This window comes from Methylobacterium tarhaniae, from assembly GCF_001043955.1.
GTDB classification, from domain to species: domain Bacteria; phylum Pseudomonadota; class Alphaproteobacteria; order Rhizobiales; family Beijerinckiaceae; genus Methylobacterium; species Methylobacterium tarhaniae.
In genome coordinates, this window is record NZ_LABZ01000046.1 from 1 (window position 1) to 15,937 (window position 15,937).

11 protein-coding genes and 1 riboswitch are annotated in these 15,937 nt (G+C 71.8%); of the genes, 7 read left to right on the forward strand and 4 right to left on the reverse strand.

The features are described 5' to 3' along the window. A partial coding sequence (locus VQ03_RS08015) for a phosphomethylpyrimidine synthase ThiC (RefSeq protein WP_048450358.1) occupies positions 1-1,185 on the reverse strand: 1,185 nt, incomplete at its 3' end. Between the two features lie 73 nt (positions 1,186-1,258). After that, positions 1,259-1,370: riboswitch (TPP riboswitch) on the reverse strand. 139 nt (positions 1,371-1,509) lie between these two features. Between VQ03_RS08015 and VQ03_RS08020 the strand changes: the two genes are divergently transcribed. Beyond that, on the forward strand, positions 1,510-1,884 hold the full coding sequence (locus VQ03_RS08020) for a restriction endonuclease (protein WP_048450359.1): 375 nt from the start codon (positions 1,510-1,512) through the stop codon (positions 1,882-1,884). A 125-nt stretch (positions 1,885-2,009) separates the two neighbouring features. Then, positions 2,010-3,149 carry an acyltransferase family protein gene (locus tag VQ03_RS08025; RefSeq protein WP_048450360.1) on the forward strand — a complete coding sequence of 380 codons (1,140 nt, stop codon included), beginning with the start codon at positions 2,010-2,012 and terminating at the stop codon, positions 3,147-3,149. Positions 3,150-3,156: 7 nt separating this feature from the next. Here the strand turns inward: VQ03_RS08025 and VQ03_RS08030 are convergent, their stop codons facing one another. Beyond that, positions 3,157-4,008, reverse strand: coding sequence for a type 1 glutamine amidotransferase (locus VQ03_RS08030; RefSeq protein WP_048450361.1), 852 nt, complete (start codon positions 4,006-4,008; stop codon positions 3,157-3,159). Between the two features lie 204 nt (positions 4,009-4,212). Here VQ03_RS08030 and VQ03_RS08035 point away from each other — a divergent pair, with 204 nt between their 5' ends. Next, the gene (locus VQ03_RS08035) at positions 4,213-6,393 is read left to right on the forward strand and encodes a transglycosylase domain-containing protein (protein WP_048450362.1); all 2,181 of its coding nucleotides are present in this window, start codon (positions 4,213-4,215) and stop codon (positions 6,391-6,393) included. A gap of 320 nt (positions 6,394-6,713) precedes the next feature. On the opposite strand, the gene VQ03_RS08040 is transcribed toward VQ03_RS08035, so the two are convergent. Together VQ03_RS08040 and VQ03_RS08045 are read right to left on the reverse strand one after the other, a co-directional pair. Beyond that, a complete protein-coding gene (locus VQ03_RS08040; RefSeq protein ID WP_083467844.1) occupies positions 6,714-7,394 on the reverse strand; it encodes a DUF2155 domain-containing protein in 681 nt (226 codons plus the stop codon). A 132-nt stretch (positions 7,395-7,526) separates the two neighbouring features. Further along, positions 7,527-7,943 carry an NADH:ubiquinone oxidoreductase subunit NDUFA12 gene (locus tag VQ03_RS08045; protein ID WP_082167603.1) on the reverse strand — a complete coding sequence of 139 codons (417 nt, stop codon included), beginning with the start codon at positions 7,941-7,943 and terminating at the stop codon, positions 7,527-7,529. 504 nt (positions 7,944-8,447) lie between these two features. Here VQ03_RS08045 and VQ03_RS08050 point away from each other — a divergent pair. From VQ03_RS08050 to VQ03_RS08065, 4 genes are all read left to right on the forward strand, one after another. Beyond that, positions 8,448-12,188: a vitamin B12-dependent ribonucleotide reductase gene (locus VQ03_RS08050; protein ID WP_048450364.1), complete on the forward strand. Its 3,741-nt coding sequence runs from the start codon at positions 8,448-8,450 to the stop codon at positions 12,186-12,188. A gap of 241 nt (positions 12,189-12,429) precedes the next feature. Further along, complete coding sequence (locus VQ03_RS08055) at positions 12,430-13,947, forward strand: sensor histidine kinase (protein WP_048450365.1); 1,518 nt, start codon at positions 12,430-12,432, stop codon at positions 13,945-13,947. Further along, a complete protein-coding gene (locus tag VQ03_RS08060) occupies positions 13,908-15,329 on the forward strand; it encodes a sigma-54-dependent transcriptional regulator (RefSeq protein ID WP_048450366.1) in 1,422 nt (473 codons plus the stop codon). The genes VQ03_RS08055 and VQ03_RS08060 overlap by 40 nt, the downstream gene beginning before the upstream one ends. A 99-nt stretch (positions 15,330-15,428) precedes the next feature. Further along, positions 15,429-15,937, forward strand: a 509-nt coding sequence (locus tag VQ03_RS08065) for a hypothetical protein (RefSeq protein WP_048450367.1), incomplete at its 3' end; no start/stop codon positions are given.

A 15,937-nucleotide genomic window follows, 5' to 3' on the forward strand; every position in this document is an offset into this window, starting at 1 on the left:
GGTTTCCAGTTCGGCGAACTGCGCCGCGTCGTTGGCATCGGCGATCGAGCCCGGGCGCAGGCCGTCGCCCAGCGAGAACGACACGTCGTAGGCCCGGCAGATGTCGCAGATCTCCTCGAAGCGCTCGTAGAGGAACGATTCCCGGTGCCCGGCGAGGCACCAGCGCGCCATGATCGAGCCGCCGCGCGAGACGATGCCGGTGACCCGGCGCGCGGTGAGCGGCACGTGGGCGAGGCGCACGCCGGCATGGATGGTGAAGTAGTCCACCCCCTGCTCGGCCTGCTCGATCAGCGTGTCCTTGAACACCTCCCAGTCGAGCTTGAGCGGGTCGCCGCCGACCTTCTCCAGCGCCTGGTAGATCGGCACCGTGCCGATCGGCACCGGGGCGTTGCGCAGGATCCAGCCGCGGATGTTGTGGATGTTGCGGCCCGTGGAGAGGTCCATCACGGTGTCGGCGCCCCAGCGGATCGCCCACACCATCTTCTCGACCTCCTCCGCCGCCGAGGAGGTCACGGCCGAGTTGCCGATATTGGCGTTGATCTTGACCAGGAAGTTGCGGCCGATCGCCATCGGCTCGAGTTCGGTGTGGTTGATGTTGGCCGGGATGATCGCTCGCCCGCGCGCCACCTCGTCGCGCACGAAGTCCGGGGTGATGAAGGGCGGGATCGCCGCCCCGAAGCTCTCGCCGTCGGCGAGCTGGCTCTCGGCGCCCGCCAGCATCGCCTCGCGGCACAGGTTCTCGCGATGCGCCACGTAGATCATCTCGTCGGTGACGATCCCGGCCCGCGCGAACTCGTACTGGGTGACCATCTGGCCCGGGGCACCCCGGCGCACGGTGCGGGCGGCCGGGCACGGCGCCACCAGCCTGTCCTCGGGCACGAAGCCGTTATCCTCCGGCTTCACCGCCCGGGGTGCGACGGCGTCGTAGCCGCGGCGCGCGACCCAGCCGGCGCGAATCTCCGGCAGCCCGGCCGCGAGGTCGATGCGGGCCCCCGCCTCGGTGTAGGGACCGGAGGGGTCGTAGACCCGCACCGGGGCCTCGGCCGGGTCGGTCAGGGCGATCGTGCGAAACGGCACCCGGATGTCGGGGCGGTCCTTCGGCGACGCATAGGTCTTGACCGAGCCGGTGACCGGCCCGGTGGTGACGCTCTTCGGCAGATCTTTCGCGAGGATGGGTGCGTTCATGGATCCCTCCCAGGGAGACGATCCGGCCTCGAGGCGCGAGGACGCACGGGCCGAGGACGCACGGGCAACGTCGGTCATGGCAGGTTCCCGTCCCTCCGCCGGTACGAACCGGATCAGGTTCAAGGGTCAGGACGCGCGCTCGTCCAATCTCAGCCCCTGCTGGCGGGGCCCCCCTCGGTAACGGGGCGACTGTCGGGTGGGGCGTAACGTTTGTCAATCGCAGCCGGTGGACGGGGACGCTGCGGCATCCCGACCCCGACCTTGAAACGCGCCGACGCCGCGACCCAGATACGGACGATCACCCCTGCCTTTCAGGAGCTTGTCTTGGGACGCCGTGACCGGCGCTGGCGCGACGACGACCCCTCCACTCACGGCCCGAACGCCCGCGAATCGGTGATCTGCCCGCTCTGCGAGCGGCCGATCCCGCCCGGTGCCCGCCAGAGCCGGCACCACCTGACGCCGAAGCTGAAGGGCGGGACTCACGGCGAGACGGTGCAGCTGCACCAGATCTGCCACTCGGCGATCCATGCCCGCCACAGCGAGGCGGAGCTGGCGCGGCGCCTCAGCGACGTGGAGAGCCTGCGGGCCGAGCCCGAGATCGCCCGGTTTCTCACCTGGGTGCGGACCAAGCCCGACGATTTCCACGCCGCGACGCGGATGACCCGGACACGGCGCGAGACCAAGCGGAGCTACCGCTAGAACGGCCGGGCGTTCTGAAGGACGGTGAATCGATCGCTGCGAATCTTCTCACGATTCGACCGGCCAGCCTCGCCCCGATCTTTACGTCTCCCTGCGAGCCTCAAGCCTCGCTCGTGGAGACGCCGATGTCCGCCCGCCCCAGCACCAAACCCGCCCTCTCGGTCCGGCCGGACGATCCGGTCCGCCCGCGCGCCGCGCCGCAGGCGGGGCGCCTCGCCTGGGTCGACGTCGCCAAGGGCATCTGCATCATCCTGGTGGTGATGATGCACTCCACCCTCGGGGTCGGCGAGGCGATGGGGGGCGAGGGCTTCATGCACCTCATCGTGGACTTCGCCAAACCGTTCCGGATCCCGGACTTCTTCCTCCTGTCCGGCCTGTTCGTCGGCCGCGTCGTCGACCGCGACTGGCGGCTCTTCGCCGACCGGCGCATCGTCCATTTCGCGTATTTCTACCTGCTGTGGCTGGTGCTCCAGTCGGCGGTGAAGTACGGCCAGATCACCGAGGGGGCCGGCCCGGGCGCCTTCCTGGCCCATCTCGCCCACGGCCTGGTCGAGCCCTACTCGACGCTGTGGTTCATCTACCTGCTGGCGGTGTTCTCCGTCGCCGTGAAGCTCCTGCGCCGGGTTCCCGTCCCCGTGCTGCTCATCGGCGCGGCCCTGTTGCAGCTGGCCCCGATCAACACCGGCTCGACCCTCGTCGACGAGTTCTGCGAGCGCTTCGTCTACTTCGTGGCCGGCTACGTCTTCGCGGCGCGCATCTTCGCCCTGGCCGACGCGGTGCGGGCGCGGGCCGGCCTCGCGCTCCTCGGCCTCGCGGTCTGGGCCCTGGTCGAGGGCATTCTCGTCTTCGCGCCCTCCGGCTTCGCCTCCCGCCCGAACCTGGCGAGCCTGCCGGGGGTGAGCCTGGTGCTGGGGGCCGCCGGGGCGCTCGCCATCGTGAGCGCAGCCGCCTTGCTGACCCGGGCCGGCGGTCCCGTCACGGCGGCCCTGCGGGCCTGCGGCGAGCGCTCGATCGTGATCTACCTCGCCTTCTTCCTGCCGATGGCCGCCCTGCGCACGGCCCTCGTCCGCAGCGGGCTCATCGACGATGTCGGGCTCGTCTCGCTGCTCGTGACCGTGGCCGCCGTGGCGGTGCCCCTCGGGATCGAGCGGCTGGTCCGCAACGGCCCGGCCCGGTTCCTGTTCCGGCGGCCCGCCGCCTTCCACCTCGTCGGCGAGGAGCGGCCCGGCCCGGCGCCGCACCTCGCCTCGGCCCGGACGGGCTGAGGCGCCGTCAGCGCCGCCCCTCCGCCGCCGGCCGCACGAGGCGGTCGAGGAAGTTCCCGATCTCGCGCCGGCGCCGCTCCGGCACCAGCACCTCGGCGGCGAGGCCGAGGCGCCAGGCGAGGTCGGGCCGTCCCTCCGGGTCGTGGTGCAGGTCGCGCAGGGCGTCCGCGTAGGCGTGGAGCGACGCCTCGTCGGGGCACAGGCCCGCCTCCACCACGCCCCCGGCGGAGAGCCGCAGCATCGCCGCGACCTCGTCGAGGTCGAGTTCGGGGTGGTACTGCGTGCCCCAGAACACCCCCTCCCCGAGGCGGATCTCGATCGCCTGGACGTCGAGCCGGTCGTTACCGGCGAGCACGGTGCTGCCCGGCGGCGGCACGATGACGGCGTCGTCGTGGATCGCCGGGGCGTCCCAGGCCGGCGGGCGGCCGTCGAGGAGCGGGTGGCACGCCCCTTCCACCGTCCGGCTGATGGCGCGGGCGAGCCCGTATTCCGGCCCGCGCGGGTTGCGGGCGGCCCGGCCCCCGGCGATCGTCGCCGCCACCTGCACGCCCCAGCACGAGCCGAAGACCGGGAGTCCCTGCGCCAGCGCCGCCCGCACCAGGTCGCATTGCCGGGTCACGGCGGGCCCGCCCTCCTCCACGTGCAGGGTCGAGCCGGTGAGGACCAGGGCGTCGCAATCGGAGAGCGCCCGGGGCAGCACCGCATCGGCGTCGGCCGGGGCGACGAGGTGGCAGAGCGCGTCCGGGGCCAGCGCCCGCAGGATGCCCGCATAGGTCTCGGCCGAGGTCTTGTCGCAGACCGTGAGATGCGTCTCGCGGCCGGCCCGGTCGTTCCCGTCCGCCACCAGCAGGTGCAACATGTCGGCTCCTTGTTAGAGCCCCCGCAACGCCTGCGGAGATGCGCCGTTCCCGGCGCGGCTTGCCGCAGCCCGCCGGATGCCTGCCTAAGTCACGAGAATGTCTCGAAAAAATTTCGGTTAACGGCCCTTAAACCCGCCTCATTTAGCGTCTCTTGAATGCCCCGCGCGGACCGGCTCGTCCGGGGCGAGGGGGAACTCGGCAGGATGGCGAAGGGACGCGAGCGGACGGGTCGGGTCGAGCCGCGATTCGAGGCGGATGGGCCCGGGGATCCGGCGGCCCTCGACCTGCGCCTCTCGCGCGGCGACCGGGCGGGGGGCGGCGTGGCCAAAGGAAACGGCAAGGGATCCGGCAAGGGATCCGGCAAGGCGCCTCCGAGGAGGTCCGCCCACGCGGCGGCGCCCGCGCCGCGGCGCCGGCGGCGCTCGTTCCTCGGGCGCCTCGTCTACGGCACGGTGATCCTCGGCCTCTGGGGCCTGGTGGCGATCGCCGGCATCGTGGCCTACCACGCCTCGCAGCTCCCGCCGATCGACCAGCTCGCGGTGCCCAAGCGCCCGCCCAACATCGCCATCCTGGCCGCCGACGGCTCGCTGCTGGCCAACCGGGGCGAGACGGGGGGGCGCACGGTGAGCATCCGCGAATTGCCGCCCTACCTGCCCCGCGCCTTCGTGGCGATCGAGGACCGGCGCTTCTACAGCCATCTGGGCATCGACCCGATCGGCATCGCCCGCGCCATCGGCCAGAACCTGACCCGCCGCGGCGTCGCCCAGGGCGGCTCGACCCTGACCCAGCAGCTCGCCAAGAATCTCTTCCTGACCCAGGAACGCACCGCCTCGCGCAAGATCCAGGAGGCGATCCTGGCGCTCTGGCTGGAGCACACATACACCAAGGACGAGATCCTCGAACTCTATCTCAACCGGGTCTACTTCGGCGCCGGCGCCTACGGCGTCGAGGCGGCCGCGCAGCGCTACTTCGCCAAGCCCGCCAAGGACGTGACCCTGGCCGAGGCCGCGATGCTCGGCGGCCTGGTCCAGGCGCCCTCCCGGCTCGCGCCCAACCGCAACCTCGCGGCGGCGCAAGGACGCGCCGCCCAGGTGCTGGCGGCGATGCAGGAGCTGGGCTTCGCCAAGCCCGCCGACGTGAAGGTGGCGCTCGCCCAGCCGGCCAAGCCCGCCCGGGCGAAGGGCGGCGGCTCGGCCAACTACGTTGCCGACCTCGTGATGGACGTGCTCGACGACTATGTCGGCAAGATCGAGACCGACGTCTCGGTGCAGACCACGGTCGATCCGGCCCTCCAGGCGGTGGCCGAGCGGGCGCTGGTCGACGAGCTGAACCAGAAGGGCGTGCGCTACAATGTCGGCCAGGGCGCCGTGGTGTCGATGCGGCCGGACGGGGCGATCCGGGCGCTGATCGGCGGGCGCGACTATGCCCAGAGCCAGTTCAACCGCGCCACCACCGCCAAGCGCCAGCCCGGCTCGGCCTTCAAGCCCTTCGTCTACCTCGCGGCCGTCGAGCGGGGCCTGACCCCCGACACGGTGCGGGAGGACGCGCCGATCAACATCAAGGGCTGGAACCCCGAGAACTACTCGCGCAACTACAGCGGGCCGGTGACCCTGCGCGACGCGCTGGCCCACTCGCTCAACACCGTGGCGGTGCGGCTCGGCATGGAGGTCGGCCCGAAGGCGGTGGTGCAGACGGCGCAGCGCCTCGGCATCACCTCCCCGCTCCAGGCCAACGCCTCGATCGCGCTCGGCACCTCCGAGGTCACGCCGCTGGAGCTCGTCGGCGCCTACGCGGCCTTCGCCAATGGCGGCATGGGGGTGATCCCCTACGTGATCGCCAGCGTGAAGACCGTCGACGGCCGCACCATCTACAAGCGCGGCCCGAGCGGCCTCGGCCGGGTGATCGAGCCCGGGGCGGTCGGCATGATGAACGCCATGATGCACGAGGTGTTCGTCAGCGGCACCGCCAAGAAGGGCGACATTCCGGGTTGGGACCTCGCCGGCAAGACCGGTACCAGCCAGGATTTTCGCGATGCCTGGGTGGTCGGCTTCTCCGGGACGCTCGTCACCGGAGTCTGGCTCGGCAACGACGACGGTGAGCCGACGAAGCGGGTCTCGGGCGGCAACCTGCCGGTCGAGGTCTGGAACCGGGTGATGGTGGCGGGTCTGCGCGGCGACAAGACCGTGGCCCTGCCGGGTGCGGCCCGCTGGCGCCGCGGCAGCAACGCGGTGGCGGCGGCGAGCCCCGCCGAGCCGCAGACGCTCGGCGGCCTGATCGACGACCTCGTCGGCGGTGGGCAGGCCCCGTCGCGCCAGCCGGCGCCGCGCAGCGGGCCGACCCGGGAGGACAAGAACTTTCTGGAACGGCTGTTCGGGATCGATTGAGGGGGGGCGGGGCCCCGAGCCCCGCCCTCTTCCCCTCGATCCATCATCGATCCGGCGGCAGGTCCGGCAGGGTCGGTGTCTCGATGTCGGAAGCGGCGGCCTGTCGTGGGACGGAACGCAGGTTCTGTCCCCGCTTGAGGGCAGGCTCGGACGCCCGAACTCCCGGCCGTGGCACGGCCGCCGGAATGCAAGCTTCCGCCCAACTCCCAAGTCGCGTGAGACGTCCCAAGTCGCGTGAGACGGCGGAACGGCCGGGCAACCTCCCGACCGACGCCGTCGGTGGAGCGGCGCTGCGGAGGCGAGCCGTACCGGCCCGCGCCTCAGCGCGGGTTCGGGTTCATCGGGTCGGCGCCGGCCGGCATCGGGCCGTCATTGGTCGGGAAGAAGCGACGCGACGGCGATTGGCGCGGCTGCACCGGGGTGCCGCGCAGCGGCTCGACATCGACCTGGCCCTGGCGGTTGACCTGGCGGGCGCGGGGCGCCTCCTCGCCGCCGCGCGCCTGCTCGCGGCGCTTGCGGCCCTCGGGCTTGGCGGCGGCCACCGGCGCGTCCTCCTGCTCCTTCGGCTCGGCCACGATGTCGGTGCCGCCTTTGCAGTCGACCAGCCACACGTCGTAGATCGGGTGCTCGATCGCGTGCAGGCCGGGGCTGGAGGCGAACATCCAGCCGGTGAAGATCCGCCGGTACTTGTTCTCGAGGGTGACCTCGTCGACCTCCAGGAAGGCGGTGGTCTTGGCGCTCTCGGTCGGCGGGCGGGTGTAGCAGACCCGCGGGGTGAGCTGGAGCGCGCCGAACTGCACCGTCTCGTCCACCGCCACCTCGAAGGAGACGATGCGGCCGGTGATCTTGTCGAGGCCGGAGAAGACCGCGGTCGGGTTGCGGATCTTGTCGGCCCGGGCCGGACCGGACGCGAGCGCGCCGCCCAGCACGGCGCCGCCCAGAACGACACCGCGAAGGAGCAGGAAGGCGCCCGCGGCGCGTCGTGCGGTCATGCGGCTCAAACCCAATCGCTCCCGGCTCGAAGTTCGGAGGCCTTTGCCCGGCCTCTCGCGCCCGCATCCACCCGGGCGCGCGGGCCTGTCGGCCCGCTCGCGATAGACACAAGGAGGATGGTGGAAAAAGGGCGGGGCGGGCTACTCGCCCGGCACCCACGGCACGTAGTCGCCGGTCGCCGCCGGTCGCTGGCCGTAGGAGAGCTGCGAGCCCCGCGGCCGGTAGGCCGCCACCGTGCCGGTGAGGTTCTCCTCGTGCGGCTTCTGCCACTCGCGCGGGACGTAGGTCTCCTCGGAGGGCGCCACGTCGGTGGCGTGGCAGAGCCAGCCGCGCCAGCCCGGCGGGACCTTCGAGGCGTCGGCATAGCCGTTATAGATCACCCAGCGCCGCTCCGGGCCGACCGAGGCGTCGATCAGCGGGCCCTGCGCCCGGTAGTAGCGGTTGCCGAACTCGTCCTCGCCGACGAAGCGGCCGTGGCGCTTGGTGTAGAATTCCAGGCTGACGGTCGAGCCGCTCCACCAGGTGAAGATCCGAAGCAGGGTGTCTTTCAGCGCCATCGCGACCGTCTCTGGGCTAACGCCCCCGGGAATGGGAGGGAGGCCCCCCGTCGTCGCGCGGGACTATGGTGAGATGCCCCCCGGATGTCCAGCGTGTCCCGCGCCGCAGCATGATTCCCCGGCGCGGAGCGGTCCGGCGGCCCGCTCCGACCCCGGAATCGCCGGCGACCTGTGAACAAGTCGGTGGCCCGACGCCTCGCCGGCTGTGGGCGGCGGCGGGCGCCGCCGTGATTCTCCCAAGCCCGTCGCGGGCTTAAGCCCGGGTTCGCCGCTATCCACAGGAATCCGGCCCTTAACACTATATGTAGGGAGGAACGGAGTCCGCCGACACTAGTTGTTGACGTGTGGCCGTCAGCGTCGGTAGTTTCCGGGGCATAGGACGGGCGATCCCCGAGCAGGGCTCGGGCTCGTCCACCGAGCCTCAAGCGCCCGCCATCCCCTGTAACCGGCGGACCCCGCCTCCATGCGGGCGGTCCCCGGCTGTTCGTGACCGGAGAGTATCCCATGCGGTTCGAGCGTCGCATCACCACAGCGGGGCAATCGCCCTATGCCAGCATCCCGTTCCGCAAGGCGGTGAGCGAGATCCGCAATCCGGACGGCTCGGTGGTGTTCCGCCTCGAGGGCATCGACGTGCCGGAGGCCTGGAGCCAGGTCGCCTGCGACGTGCTGGCCCAGAAGTATTTTCGCAAGGCCGGTGTGCCTGCGGCGCTGAAGAAGGTCGAGGAGAACGGCGTCCCCTCCTTCCTGTGGCGCTCGGTGCCCGACGAGGCGGCGCTCGAAGCCCTCCCCGAGGGTGAGCGGTACGGCTCCGAGACCTCGGCCGTGCAGGTCTTCGACCGGCTCGCCGGCTGCTGGACCTACTGGGGCTGGAAGGGCGGCTACTTCACCAGCGAGGAGGACGCCTCCGCGTTCCACGACGAGCTGCGCGCCATGCTCGCCCGCCAGATGGTGGCGCCGAACTCGCCGCAATGGTTCAACACCGGCCTGCACTGGGCCTACGGCATCGACGGACCCGCGCAGGGCCACTTCTACGTCGATTACAGGACCGGCGAGCTGACCCAGTCCGCCACCGCCTACGAGCACCCGCAGCCCCACGCCTGCTTCATCCAGTCCGTCGCCGACGACCTCGTGAACGAGGGCGGCATCATGGACCTGTGGGTGCGGGAAGCCCGCCTGTTCAAGTACGGCTCGGGCACCGGCTCCAACTTCTCGCGCCTGCGGGCCGAGAACGAGAAGCTCGCCGGCGGCGGCAAGTCGTCGGGCCTGATGAGCTTCCTCAAGATCGGCGACCGGGCCGCCGGCGCGATCAAGTCCGGCGGCACGACGCGTCGCGCCGCCAAGATGGTGATCGTCGACATCGACCATCCGGATGTCGAGGCCTTCATCGACTGGAAGGTCAAGGAGGAGCAGAAGGTCGCCGCCCTCGTCACCGGCTCGAAGGTGGTGTCGAAGCACCTCAAGGCGGTGATGAAGGCCTGCGTCAACTGCGAGGCCGCCGGCGACGCCTGCTTCGACCCCGAGCGCAACCCGGCGCTGAAGCGCGAGGTGAAGGCCGCCCGCAAGTCGATGGTGCCGGACGCCGCGATCAAGCGGGTGATCCAGTATGCCCGCCAGGGCTACACCGACATCTCGTTCCCGATCTACGACACCGACTGGGATTCGGAGGCCTACCTCACGGTCGCCGGCCAGAACTCGAACAACTCGGTCTCGCTCACCGACGACTTCCTGCGCGCCGTCGATGCGGATGCGGACTGGACCCTGACCCAGCGCACGACGGCTAAGCCGGCCAAGACCGTGAAGGCGGCCGAGCTGTGGGACAAGATCGCGGAGGCCGCCTGGGCCTCGGCCGATCCGGGCCTGCACTTCAACACCACGATGAACGACTGGCACACCTGCCCGGTGGGTGGGCGGATCCGGGCCTCGAACCCGTGCTCCGAGTACATGTTCCTCGACGACACCGCCTGCAACCTCGCCTCGGCGAACCTGCTGGCGCTCTACGACCGCGGGGCCAAGCGCTTCGACGTCGAGGGCTACGAGCATCTGTGCCGGCTCTGGACCGTGGTCCTCGAGATCTCGGTGCTGATGGCGCAGTTCCCGAGCCGCGAGATCGCCGACCTCTCCTACAAGTACCGGACCCTCGGCCTCGGCTACGCCAATATCGGCGGCCTCCTGATGACCATGGGCCTGCCTTACGATTCCCGTGAGGGCCGGGCGCTCGCCGGTGCGCTGACCGCCATCATGACCGGCGTGTCCTACGCCACCTCGGCCGAGATGGCGCGCGAGCTCGGGCCCTTCCCGGCCTACGAGGAGAACGCCGACGCGATGCTGCGGGTGATCCGCAACCATCGCCGGGCGGCCCACGGCGAGGCGGCGGGCTACGAGTTCCTCAACACCAACCCGGTGCCGCTCGACCATGCCGGCTGCCCGCAGGGCGAGCTGGTGGAGCGCGCCAAGACGGCCTGGGACCGGGCGCTCGCGCTCGGCGAGGAGCACGGCTACCGCAACGCCCAGGCCACCGTCATCGCGCCGACCGGCACGATCGGCCTCGTGATGGATTGCGACACCACCGGCATCGAGCCCGACTTCGCCCTGGTGAAGTTCAAGAAGCTCGCCGGCGGCGGCTACTTCAAGATCATCAACCGGGCGGTGCCGGACGCCCTGCGGACTCTGGGCTACCGCGAGGCCGAGATCGCCGAGATCGAGGCCTATGCCGTCGGCCACGGCTCGCTCGGCCAGGCGCCGGCGATCAACCCCGGCTCCTTGCGCGCCAAGGGCTTCACCGACGAGAAGATCGCGGCGGTCGAGGCGGGCCTGAAATCGGCCTTCGACATCAAGTTCGTGTTCAATCGCTGGACCCTCGGCGAGGACTTCCTGACCAAGTCCCTCGGCGTGCCGGCGGACAAGCTCGCCGACCCGTCCTTCGACCTGCTGTCTTTCCTCGGCTTCAGCCGCAAGGACATCGAGGCCGCCAACGTCCATGTCTGCGGGGCGATGACGCTCGAGGGCGCGCCGCACCTTCGCGCTGAGCATTACCCGGTCTTCGACTGCGCCAATCCGTGCGGCCGGATCGGCAAGCGCTACCTCTCGGTCGAGAGCCATATCCGCATGATGGCGGCGGCGCAGCCCTTCATCTCGGGGGCGATCTCCAAGACCATCAACATGCCGAACGACGCCACGGTCGAGGATTGCAAGAACGCCTACCGGCTGTCCTGGACCCTGGCGCTGAAGGCCAACGCCCTCTACCGCGACGGCTCGAAGCTGTCGCAGCCCCTCAACGCCGCCCTCATCAGCGACGAGGCCGACGACGAGGAGGATGCGGTCGAGGCGCTGCAGGCGCTGCCGGCGGCCGCCAAGACCGCCGCGGTGGCGGAGAAGATCGTCGAGCGGATCGTCGAGCGCGTCGAGCGCCTGCGCTCCCAGGAGAAGCTGCCGACCCGCCGCAAGGGCTACACCCAGAAGGCCAAGATCGGCGGCCATACCATCTTCCTGCGCACCGGCGAGTACGACGACGGGCGTCTGGGCGAGATCTTCATCGACATGAACAAGGAGGGCTCGTCGCTGCGGGCCTTCATCAACAACTTCGCGATCTCGGTCTCGCTCGGCCTGCAATACGGCGTGCCGCTGGAGGAGTACGTCGACGCCTTCACCTTCACCCGCTTCGAGCCGGCCGGCTTCGTGCAGGGCAACGACGCGATCAAGAACGCCACCTCGGTCCTCGACTACGTGTTCCGCGAGCTGGCGATCTCGTATCTCGGCCGTAACGACCTCGCCCATGTCGACCTCTCGGAGATCGGCACGACGGTGACCGGCGGCGTCGCCCCGGCGAAGCCCGCGACCTCGGATTCGGTGCCGGCCAACAACGTCGTCTCCCGCGGCCTGCTGCGCGGCTCCGGCGACCGGCTGACCCTGATCCATGGCGGTCCCGGCGGCGCCACCCCCGGCGTCGCGGCGCCGGGCACGGGGCAATCGGCTCCGGCCGGCGGCACCGTCCTGGCGGTGCGCGGCTCGGTGGCGCTCAAGACCGAGCCGACGCTCGCCGGCAAGGTCGAGGCCCTGGCGGATGCCCTCCCCTTCGCCAAGCCGGATCCCGCGATCGCCGGCCGCAGCGTCTCGGACCGCCGCGCCGAGGCGAAGATGAAGGGCTATGTCGGCGAGGCCTGCCCGGAATGCGCCAACTTCACGCTGGTGCGGAACGGGACCTGCCTGAAGTGCGACACGTGCGGGAGCACCACCGGGTGCAGCTGACGGGCGACGGCTGCCGCGGCGGCCCGGCCCTGGTGCCGAGCCGTCGCCGGTAGCCGACGGTCTGAGGTGAGGTGATCGACGGGCCGCTTCCCGAGGGAACGCGGCCCGTTCGCCGTGAAAGGGATCGGGTTACACTGATCCGGCAGGCCGCGCATGCATGCGTCCTCCTCCATGGGGAACGATCGGGTGCGGGCAGTCAGGTTGCCGATCGCGGGCTGCGTCCAGGTCTATGAGCCGTGTCATGCCCTCCCGCCTCCACTCCCTCCGCGCCCACCTCCTCGCCCTCTGGATCCTGCTCCTCGCCTCGGCGGCGGCCACGGCCTACCTGCTGGTCGAGTTCTACACCCAGTCGGCCGCGGTGCAGGTCGCCCAGGCCGAGCTGCAGGTCGCCCGCGCCTGCCGCGAGATCGGCGACCGGTTCGCCTTCTTCGGGACCGGCTGGAGCGGCGGCGTCACCGACCCCGACGACACCCTGAAGCGCCAGCTCACCGACGTGGTGGTGACGGCGCTGGCCGCCCATCCGGGGGTGGAGGGCGGGATCTGGACCGCCGCCGGCGGCGCGGCGGCCTATGCCTTTCCGACCTACGAGGGGACTGGACCGAAGACCGACCTGCCCTCGGCCGAGATCGACACGATCCGGCGCATCAACGCCGAGGCCCTGAGCGCCGAGCGGCCGGTGGCGACGCGGCGCGTGTCGCAGACCCAGACCCTGGTGGTGCAGGGCTGCCCGTTGCGCGGCCCGATCCAGGGCGCGACGGCCTGGACCATGGCGCGGGTCCATACCGACCAGGGCCGGGCCTACGGCCAGCTCCTCGCCGGGTTCGGCTTCCTGGCCGCCACCGTGCTCGGCTCGGCCCTGCTCCTCGGGCGGCTGCTCCTGGTGCTCGGGCGGCGCATCGCCCGGCTCGAAGGCCAGCTCGGGCGCGAGACGGAGGAAGGCGAGCTGCCCCGCTTGAGGGCGACCGGCCTGCGCGAACTCGACCGGCTGGTCGAGGCGCTGAATGCCGCCGGCACCCGCCTCGCCGCCGCCCGCCACCGCGCCGCGGAGGCCGAGCGCCTGGCGGCCGTGGGCCAGCTCGCGGCCGGCATCGCCCACGAGATCCGCAACCCCCTGGCGGCGATCCGGCTCAAGGCCGAGAACGCGCTGGCGAGCCCCGACCCGGCCCGGGCCCGGGCCGCCCTCGACCTCGTGCTGGATCAGGTCGCCCGCCTGGACCGGCTGCTGCGCGATCTCCTGAGCCTGACCCAGACGCGGCGGCCGACCCCGGCGCCCACCGATCTCGGCCGCCTCCTGCACGATTGCGCCCACCTCCACGACGACCTCGCGCGCGCGCAGGGCGTGCGGATCGTGGTGGAGGAGGCGCCGCCCGAGCGGGCTCCCCTCGACGAGGCGCAGATCCGCCGCGCCCTCGACAACCTCGTGCTCAACGCGATCCAGCACAGCCCGGCGGGCGGCACGGTACGGCTCTCAGGGGACCGGGACGGCGAGAGGGTGCGGATCCGGGTGGCGGATGAGGGCCCCGGCGTGCCGGAGGCGGTGCGGAGCCGGCTCTTCGAGCCCTTCATCACCGGCCGCCCGGACGGGACCGGGCTCGGCCTCGCGATCGTGCGCGAGATCGCCCGCGCCCATGGTGGACAGGTGCGGCTCGCCGCCCCACCTCCCCGTCGGACAGGCACCGAGGCGACGGGTCCCGGCGCGACCTTCGAGCTCGATCTGCCATGGCCCGCCCCAGCGATACCGTGCCCGCCCGCATCCTGATCGTCGACGACGATCCCGCCTTGCGCGAGGGTCTCGCCGAGACGGTGGGCGATCTCGGCCACCACCCGGTCCTGGCCGCCTCCGGGGCGGAGGCCTTGGCCCGGCTCGCCGCCGGTCCGGCGATTGCCGCGGTGCTCCTCGACTTGCGCATGCCGGGCGAGCTCGACGGGATGGCGGTGCTCCAGCGCCTGCGCGCCGGGCCCAGGCCGCCGCCGGTCGCGGTGCTGACGGCCTATGCCAGCGCCGAGAACACCATCGAAGCGATGCGGCTCGGCGCCTACGACCACCTGACGAAACCGGTCGGCCGGGCGGACCTCGCCGGACTCCTCGGCGGCATGCTGGCCCTGTCGGCCTCCCAGGCGCCGGAGGTCCCCGCCCCGGCGCCGGCCTCCGCCCTGATCGGCTCCAGCGAGGCGATGCGGCGGGTGCAGAAGGCGGTGGGCCTCGCCGCCGACAGCGACGCGACGGTGCTGCTCCAGGGCGAGACCGGCACCGGCAAGGAGGTCGCGGCCCGCGCCCTCCACGCCCATGGCCGCAGGCAGGCCGGGCCGTTCGTGCCGGTGAACTGCGCGGCGATTCCTCCCGACCTCCTCGAGAGCGAGCTGTTCGGCCACCTGCGCGGCGCCTTCACGGGGGCGACCCAGGATCGCCCCGGCGCCTTCCGGGAGGCGGATGGCGGCACGCTGTTCCTCGACGAGATCGGCGACATGCCGCCCTCGATGCAGGCCAAGATCCTGCGGGCGCTCCAGGAGCGGGTGGTGACGCCGGTCGGCGGCCGTCCCGTCCCGGTGACCGTCCGGGTGGTGGCCGCGACCCATCGCGATCTGCCGCGCCTCGTGGCCGAGGGCGGCTTCCGCCAGGACCTGTTCTACCGCCTCAACGTGGTGCCGATCACCCTGCCGCCCCTGCGCGAGCGCCTGGCCGACATCCTGCCGCTCGCCGAGCATTTCCTGAGCGTGTGCGGCGCGGGGCAGAAACGCCTCGGCGCGGAAGCCGCCGCCGCGCTGATGCGCCATCCCTGGCCCGGCAACGTGCGCGAGTTGCGCAACGTGATCGAACGGGCGGCGGTGCTGGCCCGCGGCGCGGTGATCGGCGCGGAGGATCTCGGCCTGTCGACGTCCGGCTCTCCGAGCGGGATGCCCGACATCCTGCCGGCCTGGCTCGACGGCGACCTGCCGGGGGCGGTGGCGCGGCTCGAAGAGGCGATGATCCGCCGGGCCCTGCGCGAGAGCGGCGGCAACCGCGCCCGGGCGGCCAAGAGCCTCGGCATCCAGCGCCAGCTGCTCTACGCCAAGATCGAGCGCTACGGGCTTCGCGACGACCCAGTGTCGGGATACCCGACGGAGGGTGTCCTGAATCCCGACGCCGGCCCCGACGACTGAAGCAGGATTATTTAATAATCACAGATACTTAGATTTTGGCACGGGAGTTGACAGGAGGGGCGTGAGCCGGCCGCACGCCGGCGCAGACGAGCGACCCCCATGACGACAGGCAAGCCCCGCCTTCGGGCGACAGGCCTCGCGGCCGTGATCCTCGCGGCCGGACCGGCCGCGGCGCAGGACAATTCGGTCTGGGATCCCGGCACCCTGCCGGAGACGAAGGGGATCGTGAAGCAGTACACGCTCACCCCCCGCGGCGACGTCGACGGCCTGATCCTCACCGACGGCACCGAGGTGAAGCTGCCGCCGCGGCTTTCCGGCGCCGTGGTGTTCACGGTCCGGCCGGGCGACGCGGTCTCGGTGCGCGGCATGCGCGCCCGGGCGCTGCCCCTCGTCGACGGCGCCTCGATCCGCAACGAGGCGACCGGCGCCACCCTCGTCACCCTCGGACCGCCGGAGCCGGCCGCCGACGAGACCGTGCTGAGCGGGCGCATCGCCGCCCTGCTGCACGGGCGCCGGGGCGAAGTGAACGGGGCGCTCCTCGACGACGGCACCACCTTGCGGCTGCCGCCGCACGAGGCGGCGCGCCTGAGCGCGACCCTGCGCGCCGC